The organism is uncultured Mucilaginibacter sp. (assembly GCF_913773635.1).
Lineage (GTDB): Bacteria > Bacteroidota > Bacteroidia > Sphingobacteriales > Sphingobacteriaceae > Mucilaginibacter.
This window is the reverse complement of sequence record NZ_CAJYGQ010000004.1, coordinates 1-13,876: the sequence shown is the minus strand read 5'-3', so window position 1 is coordinate 13,876 and position 13,876 is coordinate 1. Positions and strand designations below refer to the sequence as shown.

Here is a 13,876-nt window from a genome sequence, read left to right as displayed (position 1 = left end):
ATTCACTACTCACCGCTCACTAGATTATTCTTCGTCTAATTTGTATTTAGACAGGTTCATACCAAAAGATAGGCCTTTTGATTTAACTAAGTCCTGAATCTCGGTCAATGATTTTTTACCGAAGTTTCTGAATTTTAACATATCAGCAACGTCATAAGAAACCAAATCAGCCAGGCTACGGATATCAGCTGCTTTTAGGCAGTTCAATGCACGTACTGAAAGGTCAAGATCAACCAATTCAGTTTTAAGGATTTTACGCATGTGTAAAATTTCCTCATCAACTTCTTTAGTCTCTTCTTTAGCCTGAGCTTCTAACATCATATTCTCATCAGAGAACAACATAAAGTGCTGTATTAAAATTTTAGCAGCTTCTTTAAGTGCATCCTCCGGATGAATTGAACCGTCGGTAGCAATATCCAAAACTAATTTCTCATAGTCGGTTTTTTGCTCTACACGATAGTTCTCTATAGTGTATTTAACGTTCTTAATTGGAGTATAAATCGAGTCGATAGCAATTACACCAACCGCAGCGTCAGGATTTTTGTTCTCATCGCTTGGAATGTAACCACGACCTTTATTTACAGTTAACTCTACTTCTAAAGTTACCGATGAATCCATGTTGCAAATAACAAGATCAGGATTCAGGATAGTAAAATTATTAGAGAACTGAGTAATATCGCCGGCTTTGAAAGAATCCTGGCCATTGATGATCACAAAGATCTTTTCCGTATCACCAGACTCACCAGTTTTTTTCAACCTAACCTGTTTAAGGTTCAGGATAATCTCGGTAACGTCTTCAACTACACCTTTGATGGTTGAAAACTCATGCGTTACACCTGAGAAACGTACCGAGGTGACAGCATAACCTTCCAGTGATGAAAGTAAGATACGACGTAAAGCATTACCAATGGTTACACCGAAGCCTGGTTCTAACGGACGGAATTCAAACGTACCTTCAAAGTCGGTAGACTTCTGCATGATAACCTTATCAGGTTTTTGAAATGCTAAAATTGCCATTTATATGCTTTGTTTATTGTTTACTGATGGATGATATGTAACCACGAAAATGACTGACATAATATGCCAATCATTTCGCAGTTCAATATCATTAATTATTTTGAATAAAGCTCGACGATTAAGTTCTCTTTGATATTCTCAGGAATCTCGTCGCGGTTAGGGTAGTTTAAAAGCTTACCGCTTAACGCAGCAGCATCCCACTCAAACCAGCTATATTTATTGATCTTGCGGCCAGCTACCGAATTGGTAATAGCTTCAAGAGATTTTGATTTTTCACGTACCGCAATTACATCACCCGGACGTAAAGTATATGAAGCAATGTTCACAACTTCGCCATTAACAGTAATGTGTTTGTGACCCACCAACTGGCGTGCACCAGAACGGGTTGGGGCAATACCTAAACGGTATACCGCGTTGTCTAAACGAGCCTCTAATAACTGAAGCAAGTTAGTACCGGTGATACCTTCACGTGCAGAAGCACGGTGAAATAAGTTTTCGAAGTAGCGCTCTAATACACCGTAAGTGTATTTAACTTTTTGCTTCTCCATTAACTGTACAGCGTACTCAGATTGTTTACCTCTACGTTTTGACACGCCGTGCATGCCAGGAGGGTAATTTTTTCTTTCTAATACTTTATCAGGACCGAAGATCGGCTCTCTGAACTTACGCGCAATTTTTGACTTGGGTCCGGTGTATCTTGCCATTTTTGTTTGACTTTTAAAGTATCATGCAGCCTGTAGCTGCAGAATCTTAGCTTTAAAAAATATATAAATTAAACTCTTCTTCTTTTTGATGGACGACAGCCGTTGTGTGGCAGTGGAGTGATGTCCTTAATAGTAGTAACCTCGATACCTGAAGTTTGCAGTGTACGGATAGCAGACTCACGTCCAGCACCCGGACCTTTTACAAATACTTCAACTTTACGTAAACCTAAATCATAAGCAACTTTACCGCAATCGGCAGCAGCTTGTGATGCAGCGTATGGAGTGTTCTTTTTAGAACCTTTGAAACCCATTTTACCTGCAGAAGACCAAGATATAGCCTGACCGCTGCTGTTGGTTAAGGTAATAATGATGTTGTTGAAAGTAGCGTTAACGTGTGCCTGACCTACCGGCTCAACGATTACAATACGCTTTTTGGTTACTTTTTTAGCTTTAGCCATTTTCCTTTAATTATAAAACCGATGAATTACTGAGTTAACGCGTAACCGGACTCTTCGGCTGTTTGATAATCGTATATTCCTAAAGGCCCGTTACCGGGCCCTTAATCGTTATTTACTATTTAGTAGCTTTCTTTTTGTTAGCAACTGTTTTACGTTTACCTTTACGGGTACGAGAGTTGTTTTTAGTACGCTGACCACGTAGAGGTAAACCTTTACGGTGACGTGTACCACGGTAACAACCAATATCCATTAAACGCTTAATATTCAGCTGAACTTCTGAACGTAGAGCACCTTCAACTTTAATCTGATCGTTAATAATTCCACGAATTGCAGCTAACTGATCATCGGTCCACTCCTGTACTTTAGTATCATATGAAATACCAGCCTGATCCAAAATTGCTTGCGCAGTTGAACGGCCGATGCCATAGATGTAAGTAAGTCCGATCTCTCCTCTTTTGTTTCTTGGTAAATCAATACCTGATATCCTTGCCATATTTGTTTGTTTTAATAAATGACCGAACGGCGGGCCACCGTTGTACGAATCATTCCAATGTTTTTAATTACCCTTGACGTTGTTTGTACTTAGGGTTCTTTTTGTTGATAACAAAAAGCTTTCCTTTACGACGGATGATTTTGCAATCAGCGCTACGTTTTTTGATGGATGCTCTAACTTTCATTTTAATTATTTATATCTGTAGGTTATTCTGCCTTTAGTTAAATCATATGGACTCATCTCCAGTTTAACCCTGTCGCCAGGTAAAATTTTGATGTAGTGCATGCGCATTTTTCCTGATATATGAGCAATGATCTCATGACCGTTCTCCAGTTCAACTCTAAACATTGCGTTTGATAATGCTTCCCTGATAGTACCGTCTTGCTCAATCGAGGATTGTTTGGCCATATTTTACTGATTATTACTTTTTTATACCGATGCAAATCGGGATGCAAAAATAAAAATAATTTTTTAAATATTTTTATTTTTTGCTAAAACTTCTTCAACGAATTCAAATGAGGATAAAATCTCGGCTTTTCCCTTGTGCACAGCCACCGTATGCTCAAAATGAGCAGATGGCTTACCGTCAACGGTTGATACCGTCCATCCATCCTTCCAAAACTTAACACCAGCCTTGCCGGCGTTAATCATAGGCTCAATGGCAATCACCATTCCTTCCTCTAATTTAGCGCCAGAACCACGTTTACCATAGTTTGGAACCTCAGGCTTCTCATGCAGCTTAACGCCAACACCATGTCCTACCAGCTCTTTCACTACGCCAAAACCATGCTTCTCAGCGTGCTCCTGCACTGCAAAACCAATATCGCCGGTACGCATACCAACAACAGCTTTTTCAATGCCTTTAGCTAAGCACTCTTGTGTAACACGTAAAAGCGTTTTGGCTTCCTCACTAACCTCACCAACAGCAAAGGTGTAGGCAGAATCGCCGTAAAAGCCATTTAGAACAACGCCGCAATCAACAGAGATAATATCACCGTCTTTTAGCTCTTGTTGCCCCGGAAAACCGTGTACAACCTGATCGTTGGGAGAAATACAGAGAGAATAAGGAAACCCGTGAAAATTAAGAAAAGCCGGCACGCCCCCGTTGTCACGGATGTAGGCTTCGGCCAGCTTGTCTAGTTCAATGGTTTTTACACCAGGCTTTATAATCTTGGCAATTTCGCCCAGTGATTTTGCAACCAACTGGGCGCTTTGCCGTATGAGCGTTATTTCTTCAGCAGTCTTGAATATAATCTTTGACATGCTTGAATTAAATAGCCGGAGGTACCGTTCCGGCAGCTGCTGGAACAGCAGTGCGGCCTTTAACACGTCCGGTTTTCATTAATCCATCATAATGACGCATTAACAAATGACTTTCAATTTGCTGTAATGTATCTAATACTACACCTACAAGGATGATCAATGAAGTACCGCCAAAGAAGCGTGCAAACTGACTGTTAATATGCAGAATGTTAGCTAAGGCCGGGATAATAGCAATTATTGCTAAAAATATTGAACCCGGAAGTGTAATACGTGATATAACGGCGTCAATGTACTCAGCAGTAGCATTACCCGGAGCAACTCCAGGAATGAAACCACCATTTTTCTTCATATCATCTGACATTTGCTTCGGATTTACCGTGATAGCAGTATAGAAGTAAGTAAACAGGATGATAAGAATTGCAAAGACTAGGTTATGTAACCAAGAGGTGTAGTTTGACAATGCCATCAATACACTGTTTGACTGAATGTCGGGAAAGAAAGAAGAAATGGTTGCTGGTATAAACATTAATGCCTGAGCAAAAATGATTGGCATAACACCTGCAGCATTTACTTTTAAAGGAATGTACTGGCGTACACCACCATATTGCTTGTTACCTACAATACGTTTTGCATACTGAACTGCAATTTTGCGTGTACCCTGAACTACCAGGATAGTAAACATAACTACTGCAACCAAGGCAAGTATTTCCACAATAAACAGTAACGGACCACCTGTAGCGTTAGTACCACTAACACGTGAGCTGAACTCATCAATTATAGCCGCAGGCAATTGAGCAATAATACCCACCATAATAATAAGCGAGATACCATTACCAATACCTTTGTCAGTAATTTTTTCACCTAACCACATCACAAACAAGGTGCCTGCAGTTAAAACGAAAATTGAACTCAGGGTAAATAAGCCCGAACCTAAAGCCGGATTAATGGCTGCAGGTGTAATTTGCGAGCGTACGTAACCAACTGCCTGTGCCATAGTAATAATGATGGTCAGGTAACGGGTCCATTGATTGATTTTGCTGCGGCCGCTTTCGCCTTCCTTCTGCAGCTTTGCAAAGTAAGGAACAGCAATACCTAATAACTGCACCACAATTGAGGCAGAGATGTAAGGCATAACGCCCAGGGCAAAGATAGAAGCACGGGAAAAAGATCCGCCGGCAAACATATTAAGTAAGCCCAGCAAACCTTCTTTGGCTGCCTGGTTGTTCAAAACATTGGCATCTACACCTGGTAGAGCAATGTATGAACCTACACGGTATATTAAAAGAAATAAGAGTGTGTTTAAAATACGCACTCTTAAGTCCTCAATTTTCCAGATATTGGATAATGTGGTGAAAAAATTTTTCATTGAGAATTACAACTTTACAATTGAACCGCCCGCTGCTTCTATAGCTTTTTGCGCAGTGGCAGAAAATGCATGGGCCTGAACTTCAACTTTAGCAGTCAGGGTACCACGACCAAGAATTTTCACAAGGTCATTTTTTGAAGCTAACCCGTGCTCTTTCAAGGTATCAAAGTTAATAGAAGATACTGAATAAGTATCAGCTAATTGTTGTAAAGTATCTAAATTGATACCGTTATACTCAACGCGGTTAGGATTTTTAAAACCAACCTTAGGTAAACGGCGTTGTAATGGCATCTGGCCACCTTCAAAACCAACCTTGGTTGAAGTACCTGAACGTGAACCGGCACCTTTATGGCCACGGGTTGACGTACCGCCACGGCCCGAACCGGTACCACGGCCTATTCTTTTTCTATTTTTAGTAGAACCTTCTGCAGGCTTAAGATTACTTAAATTCATAACATTAAATGTTTTCTACTGCTACCAAATGATTAACTTTTCTAATCATGCCAATGATAGCAGGATTAGCTTCAACTTCAACGCTATGGTTAATTTTCTTTAAACCTAAAGCCTCAACAGTTTTTTTCTGGCGCTCACTTCTATCGATCACGCTTTTAATCTGAGTTATTTTGATTTTTGCCATGATGATTATCCGTTAAATACTTTACCTAAACTAACACCACGATGTTGAGCTACAGTATAAGCATCGCGCAATTGCGCCAGAGCCGATACAGTGGCTTTAACCACGTTGTGAGGATTTGATGAACCTTTTGATTTTGCAAGTACGTTATGTACACCGGCACTTTCTAATACAGCACGCATCGCACCACCAGCAATTACACCGGTACCATTAGCAGCAGGCTTCAAGAAAACGAAACCACCTGAAAATTTACCAATTTGCTCGTGAGGAATGGTGTTGTTGATGATTGGAACTTTAACCAGGTTCTTTTTTGCATCATCAATACCTTTGGCAATTGCCTCAGTAACCTCTTTTGCTTTACCTAAACCGTAACCAACTACACCGTTTTCATCACCTACAACCACAATGGCCGAGAAGCTGAAAGTACGGCCACCCTTAGTTACTTTGGCAACGCGTTGTATGCTTACCAGGCGGTCTTTTAATTCGATCTCGCTGGTTTTTACTCTCTTAATATTTATTGTTGACATTACTCGTTACGGTTAAAAGTTTAATCCACCTTCACGTGCACCTTCAGCCAGTTGTTTAATACGGCCATGATACAAGTATCCATTTCTATCAAACACCACTGATTCAATACCAGCAGCTTTTGCTTTCTCGGCAATCAGCTTACCTACGGCAACTGATTGTTCGCCTTTACTGCCGTCAGATGAAAAATCTTTTGACAATGATGAAGCTGATACAAGTGTTTTGCCGGCAACATCGTCAATAATCTGTGCGTAGATGCCTTTATTGCTTCTGAACACTGACAAGCGCGGACGTTCTGCAGAACCTGAAATACGTTTTCTGATTCCTTTTTTAATTCTGTCTCTTCTTGATAATTTACCTGTCATGACGATTATTTTTTAGATGCTGATTTACCTGCTTTTCTTCTTAACACTTCGCCAACAAATTTAACACCTTTACCTTTGTAAGGCTCCGGAGCACGTAACGAACGGATTTTGGCAGCAACCTGACCGATTAACTGTTTGTCGATTGACTCCAGGATGATGGTTGGGTTTTTACCTTTTTCAGCAGTAGTGGATACTTTAATTTCTGAAGGCAATTCAAATACATAGTGGTGAGAGAAACCTAACACTAAGTCTAATGTATTACCTGAATTGGTAGCACGGTAACCTACACCAACCAACTCTTGTTCTACTTTGTAACCATTGGTTACACCTACAACCATGTTGTTGATTAATGCACGATACAAACCGTGTAATGCTTTGTGACGTTTTTGGTCAGTTGGACGTACTACTGTTAATACGCCGTCTTCTTGTGATACAGTAATATCACTGTCTAACGCCTGCTCGAGCTGACCTTTAGGGCCTTTTACGGTTACTACGTTAGCATCGCTAACGGTAACAGTTACGCCCGAAGGGATAGTAATGGGGGCTTTTCCTACTCTTGACATTTCTTTAATTGCTTTTGTACGATTAATAAACGAAGCATAATACTTCGCCACCGATGTTTTGCTGACGGGCTTCTTTATCAGTCATTACTCCTTTTGAAGTTGACAGGATAGCGATACCCAAACCATTTAATACTCTTGGCATAGTGTCCATGCCTGCATATTTTCTCAAACCTGGTTTACTCACACGGGTAAGCGTACGGATAGCCGAAACTTTGGTTACAGGGTGATACTTTAACGCTACTTTAATGGTGCCTTGAGGACCATTGTCTTCAAATTTGAAGTTAGCGATGTAACCTTTGTCGAAAAGCACTTTAGTGATTTCCTTTTTCAGATTTGATGCAGGAATTTCAACAACCCTATGGTTGGCTTTAATAGCATTCCTTACTCTGGTAAGATAATCTGCGATTGGATCTGTATTCATTTATGTTAAAATATGACGGCGGTTTCCTTCGTTTTCACAACGACGACCTTCCATCGGTTAATAATTCAATATAGAAAGGCACAATAGTTTAGTGGCAAGTATCACTACTTTCCAAACCCACTACTCGCCTGCAAACAGGCATATGTTACAAATTGCCGGCCGCAAAGGTAAGAATTTAATTCTCAACCTGCAACCGGCAATTTTGTTACCTGTATTGCTGTTACCAGCTTGCTTTCTTAACGCCGGGGATTTTACCAGCTAAGGCCATTTCACGGAAAGTTACACGTGAAATACCAAACTGACGCATATAACCACGTGGGCGGCCGGTAAGCTTGCAACGGTTATGCAATTTAACCGGTGATGATGCTTTAGGTAATTTATCTAATGCTTCGTAATCACCAGCGGCTTTAAGGGCTGCGCGTTTCTCAGCATATCTTGCTACTAATTTAGCACGTTTTACTTCGCGTGCTTTTACACCTTCTTTAGCCATTGTTTACTGGAGTTTGATTTTTAAATGGTAAACCAAATTGTTTAAGCAATTCTAACGCTTCAACATCGTTAGTTGCCGAAGTTACAAAGGTAATATCCATACCCTGAATTTTGTTGATTTTATCAATGTTAATTTCAGGGAAAATGATTTGCTCGGTAATACCTAAGGTATAGTTGCCTTTACCGTCAAAACCTTTATCGTTGATACCTTTGAAGTCACGGATACGTGGCAATGCAACGGCAATTAAACGATCTAAGAACTCGTACATGTTGTTATCACGTAAAGTTACACGTACACCTACCGGCATACCTTTACGTAATTTAAAGTTAGAGATATCTTTTTTAGATTTTGATGCAACAGCTTTCTGACCGGTAATGGTAGATAGCTCGGTAATAGTAGTATCGATAAGTTTTTTATCGGTAGTAGCACCACCAACACCTTGGTTGATAGCAATTTTCTCCAGTTTAGGAACCTGCATTACGCTTTTGTACTGAAATTTGTCTTTCAGTGCAGTGCGGATCTCCTCTTTGTATTTGGATTTTAATCTTGGAACGTAAGACATTATTTAATTTCCTCCCCTGATTTTTTTGCTACTCTAACTAATTTACCTGCGTCATTCTTTTTACGGCCTACGCGGGTGGTTTCACCTGTTTTTGGATCAACCAGTGCAAGGTTTGAAATATGAATTGCGGCTTCCTTTTTAACGATACCACCGTTAGGATTAGCTGCATTTGGTTTGGTGTGCTTTGAAATTAAGTTTACGCCTTCAACCACTGCGCGGTTTTTCTCGGCAATAATCTCAGTTATTTTACCTTGCTGACCTTTAGAGTCGCCGGCAATAACTTTCACCAGGTCACCTTTACGGATCTTTAATTTAATTTTCTTTTCCATGGTTATAATACCTCCGGTGCTAATGAAACGATTTTCATGAATTGTTTTTCACGTAACTCTCTTGCCACCGGACCGAAGATACGTGTACCTCTTGGCTCGTCCTGGTTATTTAACAAAACAGCTGCGTTGTCGTCGAAACGGATGTAAGAACCATCTTTGCGGCGAACCTCTTTTTTAGTTCTTACTACTACGGCTTTAGATACAGTACCTTTTTTTACGTTACCTGATGGGATAGCGCTTTTTACAGTTACTACAATTTTATCGCCTACAGAGGCATAGCGCTTTGCTGTGCCACCTAATACGCGGATAACCAGTACTTCTTTAGCACCGCTGTTATCAGCTACGGTTAATCTTGATTCCTGTTGTACCATCTTATTTAGCCCTTTCTAAAATTTCAACTAATCTCCAGTTTTTATTTTTGCTCAACGGGCGGGTTTCCATAATCAATACGGTATCGCCAATACCACAGGTATTAGTTTCATCATGAGCCATGAACTTGGCAGTTTTGTTTACGAACTTACCATAGATCGGGTGTTTCACTTTCCGCTCAACAGCAACTACGATAGATTTATCCATCTTATTGCTTACTACCAGACCGGTACGTGTTTTTCTTAAATTTCTTTCCATTTTGTTTCGACGCTTTAATTATTGCTGTTCAGAAGCTGACGCCGCTTTACGCTTGGTTAATTCAGTATTTAAACGAGCAACTTCCTTACGTATAACTTTGATACGGTTAGGGTTCTCAATAGCCGAAACTGCATGTGCAAATTTCAGTTTGGTAAGATTAGTTTTCTCCTCGCCAATTCTTGCAACCAACTCCTCGGTTGACAGCGCTGATATTTCTGAGCTTTTCATTTTTTGTGAGTTTTTCTCTGGTGAACGGTGAGAGGTAAGTTGGATGCTTACATCACGCGTTGCTTCTGTTTGTTAACTTATAAATCAGGTTACGGGTTGTGAGCTTTAATATCAACTCACAACTCACAACCCGTAACACTTATTATGCTTCTACGTAATCCCTACGTACAATAAATTTGGTTTGAACCGGCAGTTTTTGTGCAGCCAGGCGAAGAGCTTCTTTAGCTACTTCTAATGGCACACCTTCTGCTTCGAAGATGATCCTTCCGGGGCGTACTACCGCTACCCAGTATTCAGGAGCACCTTTACCTTTACCCATACGTACCTCTGCAGGTTTTTTAGTTACAGGTTTGTCAGGGAAAATCCTGATCCATACCTGGCCTTCACGTTTCATAAAACGTGTTACAGCGATACGTGCGGCCTCGATTTGACGGCTGGTAATCCAGGCCGGCTCGAGTGATTTTATACCGAAAGATCCGAATGAAAGTTCAGCACCGCGGGTAGCGGCACCTTTCATTCTGCCTTTTTGCATCTTTCTGAACTTCGTTCTTTTTGGCTGTAGCATTTTATTAGCTTTTTATATCTAAACGATGTTATCTCAACTTTGATTAATTATCTGTTTCCGCTCGGACGGTTACCACCCTGACGATTTTGGCCACCTGGACGGTTGTTACCTCCGCCACGTTGGTTGTTGTTACCGCCTCTGCGGTCACCACCACCCTGACGGCGATCATTACCACCACGACGGTCATTACCACCACGCTCGTTGCCATAAGCTGCTGCGCCTTCAGGGCGACCACCACGACCACTTGAACTGCTGGTTGAACCAATGTTTGGAGAAAGATCACGTTTACCGTAAACCTCACCTTTACAAATCCAAACTTTAATACCTATTTTACCATAAGTAGTTAAAGCTTCACCCAGTGCGTAATCAATATCAGCACGGAAAGTGTGCAGAGGAATTCTGCCTTCTTTGTATTGCTCGGTACGTGCCATCTCAGCACCGCCTAAACGGCCAGATGTCATAACTTTGATACCTTCTGCACCCATACGCATGGTTGATGCGATAGTGGTTTTCATGGCACGACGGAAAGATATACGAGCCTCTAATTGTTTAGCTATGCCTTCAGCTACTAATTGAGCATCAAGCTCAGGACGTTTAATTTCAAAGATGTTGATTTGAACGTCTTTCTTAGTAAGCTTTTTAAGCTCTTCTTTAATTTTATCAACCTCCTGGCCGCCTTTACCGATAACGATACCCGGACGGGCAGTGTGGATTGTTACAGTGATGCGTTTCAAGGTACGCTCAATAACTACTTTTGATACGCCGCCTTTAGCAATACGTACTGATAAGTATTTGCGGATTTTTTCGTCCTCAACTAATTTATCAGAGTAGTTGTTGCCACCGAACCAGTTAGAATCCCAACCACGGATGATTCCTAAACGGTTACCTATTGGATGTGCTTTTTGTCCCATTTCTAATTAGTTGATTTCGGTTTTACTATCCACAATTAAAGTTACGTGGTTTGAGCGTTTACGGATACGGTATCCGCGGCCCTGAGGAGCCGGACGCAGTCTTTTTAACTGACGGCCACCACCAACTGAAACTTCTTTTACATATAAGTTGCTATCATCGATGCTTTTACCTTCGTTTTTTGCTTCCCAGTTTTTGATAGCTGAAAGCAATAATTTTTCAACGCGGATAGCAGCTTCTTTGTTAGTGAACTTTAAAATGCTAAGTGCTTTAACTACGTTTTCGCCACGGATAAGATCCACTACCAAACGCATCTTACGAGGCGAAGTTGGGCAGTTCTGTAATTTGGCAACCGAAGCTCCTCCTTGCTGAGCTTTCTCTTGCTCTTTACGCTGTCTGATTAGTACAGACTTTTTGATTTTTGTTGTTGCTTCCATTACCTAATTATTTTTTCTTTTCTGCGTGACCACGGAATGTACGGGTTGGGGCAAACTCTCCCAGTTTATGACCAACCATGTTTTCTGTTACATACACAGGGATAAACTTGTTACCATTGTGTACTGCAAATGTATGACCAACGAAATCTGGAGAGATCATGGAACGACGTGACCATGTTTTTACAACAGATTTCTTATTTGATTCATTCAAAACCTGAACTTTTTTGTCCAGATTATGATCAATATAAGGACCTTTTTTAATCGAACGTGCCATTATTTCTTCCTTCTTTCTATGATATAACGATCAGATGTTTTCTTTTTGTCGCGGGTTTTGTAGCCTTTAGCCAGTAAACCTTTGCGTGAACGTGGGTGACCACCAGATGAACGGCCTTCACCACCACCCATAGGGTGATCAACAGGGTTCATAGCTACACCACGTACTCTCGGACGTACACCTAACCAACGCTTACGACCAGCTTTACCTAATACCTCATTCGCTTTCTCAGCGTTTGATACAGTACCGATAGTTGCTAAACAGGTTGACAGGATCATGCGGGTTTCGCCTGAAGGCAACTTGATGATAGCATATTTGCCATCACGTGCCGACAACTGAGCGTATGTACCGGCCGAACGAGCGATAGTACCACCCTGACCAGGATTAAGTTCGATGTTGTGGATGATAGAACCTAAAGGGATGTTTTTTAATGGTAAGGTATTTCCAACTTCAGGAGGAGAACCTGCACCAGAAAGAACAGTTTGACCTACAGTCAGGCCTTCAGGAGCGATCATATATCTTTTCTCGCCATCTGCATAATGTAGCAGGGCGATACGAGCTGAACGGTTTGGATCATACTCAATAGTAGCAACTACTGCAGGGATCTCAAATTTATCACGTTTGAAGTCAATCAAGCGGTATGACTTTTTGTGACCACCACCGATATAACGCATAGTCATTTTACCGGTATTGTTACGTCCGCCCGATTTTTTGTGCGATACAACCAATGATTTTTCAGGAACGTTGGTAGTTACATCAGAGTAGTCAGCGCCTACCCGGAAGCGGGTACCCGGGGTTACCGGTTTAAATCTTTTAACTGCCATGTCTCTTTAAATTGTGCTATAAAAATCTATTGTTTCACCATCCTTTAAAGTGATGATCGCTTTCTTGAAAGCAGCTGGCCTCCCGGTTACAGTACCTGCTTTAGTGTAGCGGCTCTTCAATTTGCCGGCATATTTCATGGTATTTACTGCGGTAACAGTAACACCATACATTGCTTCTACTGCTGATTTGATTTGAATTTTATTCGCTCTGGTATCAACTTTAAAAGCGTAACGATTAAGTTTCTCTGTTAGCAGAGATACTTTTTCAGTAAGTAAGGGTTTTTTTAAAATTTCCATAATTACTTAGCGAATGCTTCCTCCAGAGTTTTAACAGAACCTGCAGTTAATAAAAGCTTGCCTGCGTTTAACACATCATAAGTGCTTAACTGGTCGGCAGTGATAACTTTAGCTTTCTTCAAGTTTCTGCTTGATAAATAAATATTGTTGTTGGCAGCAGGCAACACCAAAAGAGTTTTCTCATTGGCGATGTTTAAATCAGCAACCAGCTTAGTATAGTTTTTAGTTTTGATAGTATCGAAGGTGAAGTCTTCTAATACTACAATGCTATTATCCTGAGCTTTGTAAGTAAGTGCTGATTTACGTGCTAATTGCTTAAGCTTTTTGTTCAGCTTAAAGCTATAATCACGCGGTTGCGGACCGAATACACGGCCACCACCGTTAAACAAAGGTGATTTGATGCTACCCGCACGGGCGCCACCAGTACCTTTTTGTTTATGTAATTTGCGGGTTGAACCTGCAATTTCGTTACGTTGTTTTGATTTGTGTGTACCCTGACGTTGGTTAGCTAAAAACTGTTTAACA

General features: G+C 40.9%; 27 protein-coding genes. All 27 read right to left on the bottom strand.

Features of this window, described 5'->3' with window-relative positions:
- Window positions 1-24 precede the first annotated feature (24 nt).
- Complete coding sequence (locus tag QZ407_RS03330; RefSeq protein WP_295767674.1) at window positions 25-1,017, bottom strand: DNA-directed RNA polymerase subunit alpha; 993 nt, start codon at window positions 1,015-1,017, stop codon at window positions 25-27.
- A 95-nt stretch (window positions 1,018-1,112) separates the two neighbouring features.
- Complete coding sequence (rpsD, locus tag QZ407_RS03325) at window positions 1,113-1,721, bottom strand: 30S ribosomal protein S4 (RefSeq protein ID WP_157539777.1); 609 nt, start codon at window positions 1,719-1,721, stop codon at window positions 1,113-1,115.
- Between the two features lie 68 nt (window positions 1,722-1,789).
- Entirely contained in the window at window positions 1,790-2,179 is a 390-nt protein-coding gene (gene rpsK, locus QZ407_RS03320) for a 30S ribosomal protein S11 (protein ID WP_295767671.1), read from the bottom strand.
- Between the two features lie 115 nt (window positions 2,180-2,294).
- Entirely contained in the window at window positions 2,295-2,672 is a 378-nt protein-coding gene (rpsM, locus tag QZ407_RS03315; protein ID WP_157539779.1) for a 30S ribosomal protein S13, read from the bottom strand.
- A 67-nt stretch (window positions 2,673-2,739) separates the two neighbouring features.
- Window positions 2,740-2,856 carry a 50S ribosomal protein L36 gene (gene rpmJ / locus QZ407_RS03310; RefSeq protein ID WP_157539780.1) on the bottom strand — a complete coding sequence of 39 codons (117 nt, stop codon included), beginning with the start codon at window positions 2,854-2,856 and terminating at the stop codon, window positions 2,740-2,742.
- 5 nt (window positions 2,857-2,861) lie between these two features.
- Complete coding sequence (gene infA, locus QZ407_RS03305; RefSeq protein ID WP_022833270.1) at window positions 2,862-3,080, bottom strand: translation initiation factor IF-1; 219 nt, start codon at window positions 3,078-3,080, stop codon at window positions 2,862-2,864.
- A gap of 63 nt (window positions 3,081-3,143) precedes the next feature.
- Window positions 3,144-3,935 (bottom strand): type I methionyl aminopeptidase, encoded by a 792-nt coding sequence (gene map / locus QZ407_RS03300; protein WP_295767667.1) that lies wholly within the window; start codon window positions 3,933-3,935, stop codon window positions 3,144-3,146.
- Window positions 3,936-3,942: 7 nt separating this feature from the next.
- The gene (secY, locus tag QZ407_RS03295) at window positions 3,943-5,301 is read right to left on the bottom strand and encodes a preprotein translocase subunit SecY (RefSeq protein WP_157539782.1); all 1,359 of its coding nucleotides are present in this window, start codon (window positions 5,299-5,301) and stop codon (window positions 3,943-3,945) included.
- 6 nt (window positions 5,302-5,307) lie between these two features.
- A complete protein-coding gene (gene rplO / locus QZ407_RS03290; RefSeq protein WP_157539783.1) occupies window positions 5,308-5,754 on the bottom strand; it encodes a 50S ribosomal protein L15 in 447 nt (148 codons plus the stop codon).
- A gap of 4 nt (window positions 5,755-5,758) precedes the next feature.
- Window positions 5,759-5,938 (bottom strand): 50S ribosomal protein L30, encoded by a 180-nt coding sequence (gene rpmD / locus QZ407_RS03285; protein ID WP_157539784.1) that lies wholly within the window; start codon window positions 5,936-5,938, stop codon window positions 5,759-5,761.
- A gap of 5 nt (window positions 5,939-5,943) precedes the next feature.
- A complete protein-coding gene (gene rpsE, locus QZ407_RS03280) occupies window positions 5,944-6,462 on the bottom strand; it encodes a 30S ribosomal protein S5 (RefSeq protein WP_157539785.1) in 519 nt (172 codons plus the stop codon).
- 12 nt (window positions 6,463-6,474) lie between these two features.
- On the bottom strand, window positions 6,475-6,825 hold the full coding sequence (rplR, locus tag QZ407_RS03275) for a 50S ribosomal protein L18 (RefSeq protein WP_295767663.1): 351 nt from the start codon (window positions 6,823-6,825) through the stop codon (window positions 6,475-6,477).
- Between the two features lie 5 nt (window positions 6,826-6,830).
- On the bottom strand, window positions 6,831-7,388 hold the full coding sequence (rplF, locus tag QZ407_RS03270) for a 50S ribosomal protein L6 (protein ID WP_295767661.1): 558 nt from the start codon (window positions 7,386-7,388) through the stop codon (window positions 6,831-6,833).
- Window positions 7,389-7,410: 22 nt separating this feature from the next.
- Complete coding sequence (rpsH, locus tag QZ407_RS03265; RefSeq protein ID WP_157539788.1) at window positions 7,411-7,809, bottom strand: 30S ribosomal protein S8; 399 nt, start codon at window positions 7,807-7,809, stop codon at window positions 7,411-7,413.
- A 220-nt stretch (window positions 7,810-8,029) separates the two neighbouring features.
- Complete coding sequence (rpsN, locus tag QZ407_RS03260; protein WP_157539789.1) at window positions 8,030-8,299, bottom strand: 30S ribosomal protein S14; 270 nt, start codon at window positions 8,297-8,299, stop codon at window positions 8,030-8,032.
- Window positions 8,292-8,861, bottom strand: coding sequence for a 50S ribosomal protein L5 (rplE, locus tag QZ407_RS03255; protein ID WP_157539790.1), 570 nt, complete (start codon window positions 8,859-8,861; stop codon window positions 8,292-8,294). Before rplE ends, rpsN begins: the two co-directional genes overlap by 8 nt.
- Window positions 8,861-9,190, bottom strand: a complete 330-nt coding sequence (gene rplX, locus QZ407_RS03250) for a 50S ribosomal protein L24 (RefSeq protein ID WP_295767658.1) — start codon at window positions 9,188-9,190, stop codon at window positions 8,861-8,863. Before rplX ends, rplE begins: the two co-directional genes overlap by 1 nt.
- A 2-nt stretch (window positions 9,191-9,192) precedes the next feature.
- Entirely contained in the window at window positions 9,193-9,561 is a 369-nt protein-coding gene (rplN, locus tag QZ407_RS03245; protein ID WP_157539792.1) for a 50S ribosomal protein L14, read from the bottom strand.
- 1 nt (window position 9,562) lies between these two features.
- Window positions 9,563-9,817: a 30S ribosomal protein S17 gene (gene rpsQ, locus QZ407_RS03240; protein WP_157539793.1), complete on the bottom strand. Its 255-nt coding sequence runs from the start codon at window positions 9,815-9,817 to the stop codon at window positions 9,563-9,565.
- A gap of 18 nt (window positions 9,818-9,835) precedes the next feature.
- Window positions 9,836-10,045, bottom strand: a complete 210-nt coding sequence (gene rpmC / locus QZ407_RS03235) for a 50S ribosomal protein L29 (protein ID WP_157539794.1) — start codon at window positions 10,043-10,045, stop codon at window positions 9,836-9,838.
- 142 nt (window positions 10,046-10,187) lie between these two features.
- Window positions 10,188-10,610: a 50S ribosomal protein L16 gene (gene rplP, locus QZ407_RS03230; RefSeq protein ID WP_157539795.1), complete on the bottom strand. Its 423-nt coding sequence runs from the start codon at window positions 10,608-10,610 to the stop codon at window positions 10,188-10,190.
- Between the two features lie 47 nt (window positions 10,611-10,657).
- Window positions 10,658-11,521: a 30S ribosomal protein S3 gene (gene rpsC, locus QZ407_RS03225; protein WP_295767656.1), complete on the bottom strand. Its 864-nt coding sequence runs from the start codon at window positions 11,519-11,521 to the stop codon at window positions 10,658-10,660.
- A gap of 6 nt (window positions 11,522-11,527) precedes the next feature.
- The gene (rplV, locus tag QZ407_RS03220) at window positions 11,528-11,956 is read right to left on the bottom strand and encodes a 50S ribosomal protein L22 (protein ID WP_157539797.1); all 429 of its coding nucleotides are present in this window, start codon (window positions 11,954-11,956) and stop codon (window positions 11,528-11,530) included.
- A gap of 7 nt (window positions 11,957-11,963) precedes the next feature.
- Window positions 11,964-12,230 (bottom strand): 30S ribosomal protein S19, encoded by a 267-nt coding sequence (rpsS, locus tag QZ407_RS03215; protein WP_157539798.1) that lies wholly within the window; start codon window positions 12,228-12,230, stop codon window positions 11,964-11,966.
- A complete protein-coding gene (rplB, locus tag QZ407_RS03210) occupies window positions 12,230-13,054 on the bottom strand; it encodes a 50S ribosomal protein L2 (RefSeq protein WP_295767654.1) in 825 nt (274 codons plus the stop codon). Before rplB ends, rpsS begins: the two co-directional genes overlap by 1 nt.
- 6 nt (window positions 13,055-13,060) lie before the next feature.
- Window positions 13,061-13,351 carry a 50S ribosomal protein L23 gene (gene rplW / locus QZ407_RS03205; protein ID WP_295767653.1) on the bottom strand — a complete coding sequence of 97 codons (291 nt, stop codon included), beginning with the start codon at window positions 13,349-13,351 and terminating at the stop codon, window positions 13,061-13,063.
- Window positions 13,352-13,353: 2 nt separating this feature from the next.
- A partial coding sequence (gene rplD / locus QZ407_RS03200; protein ID WP_295767652.1) for a 50S ribosomal protein L4 occupies window positions 13,354-13,876 on the bottom strand: 523 nt, incomplete at its 5' end.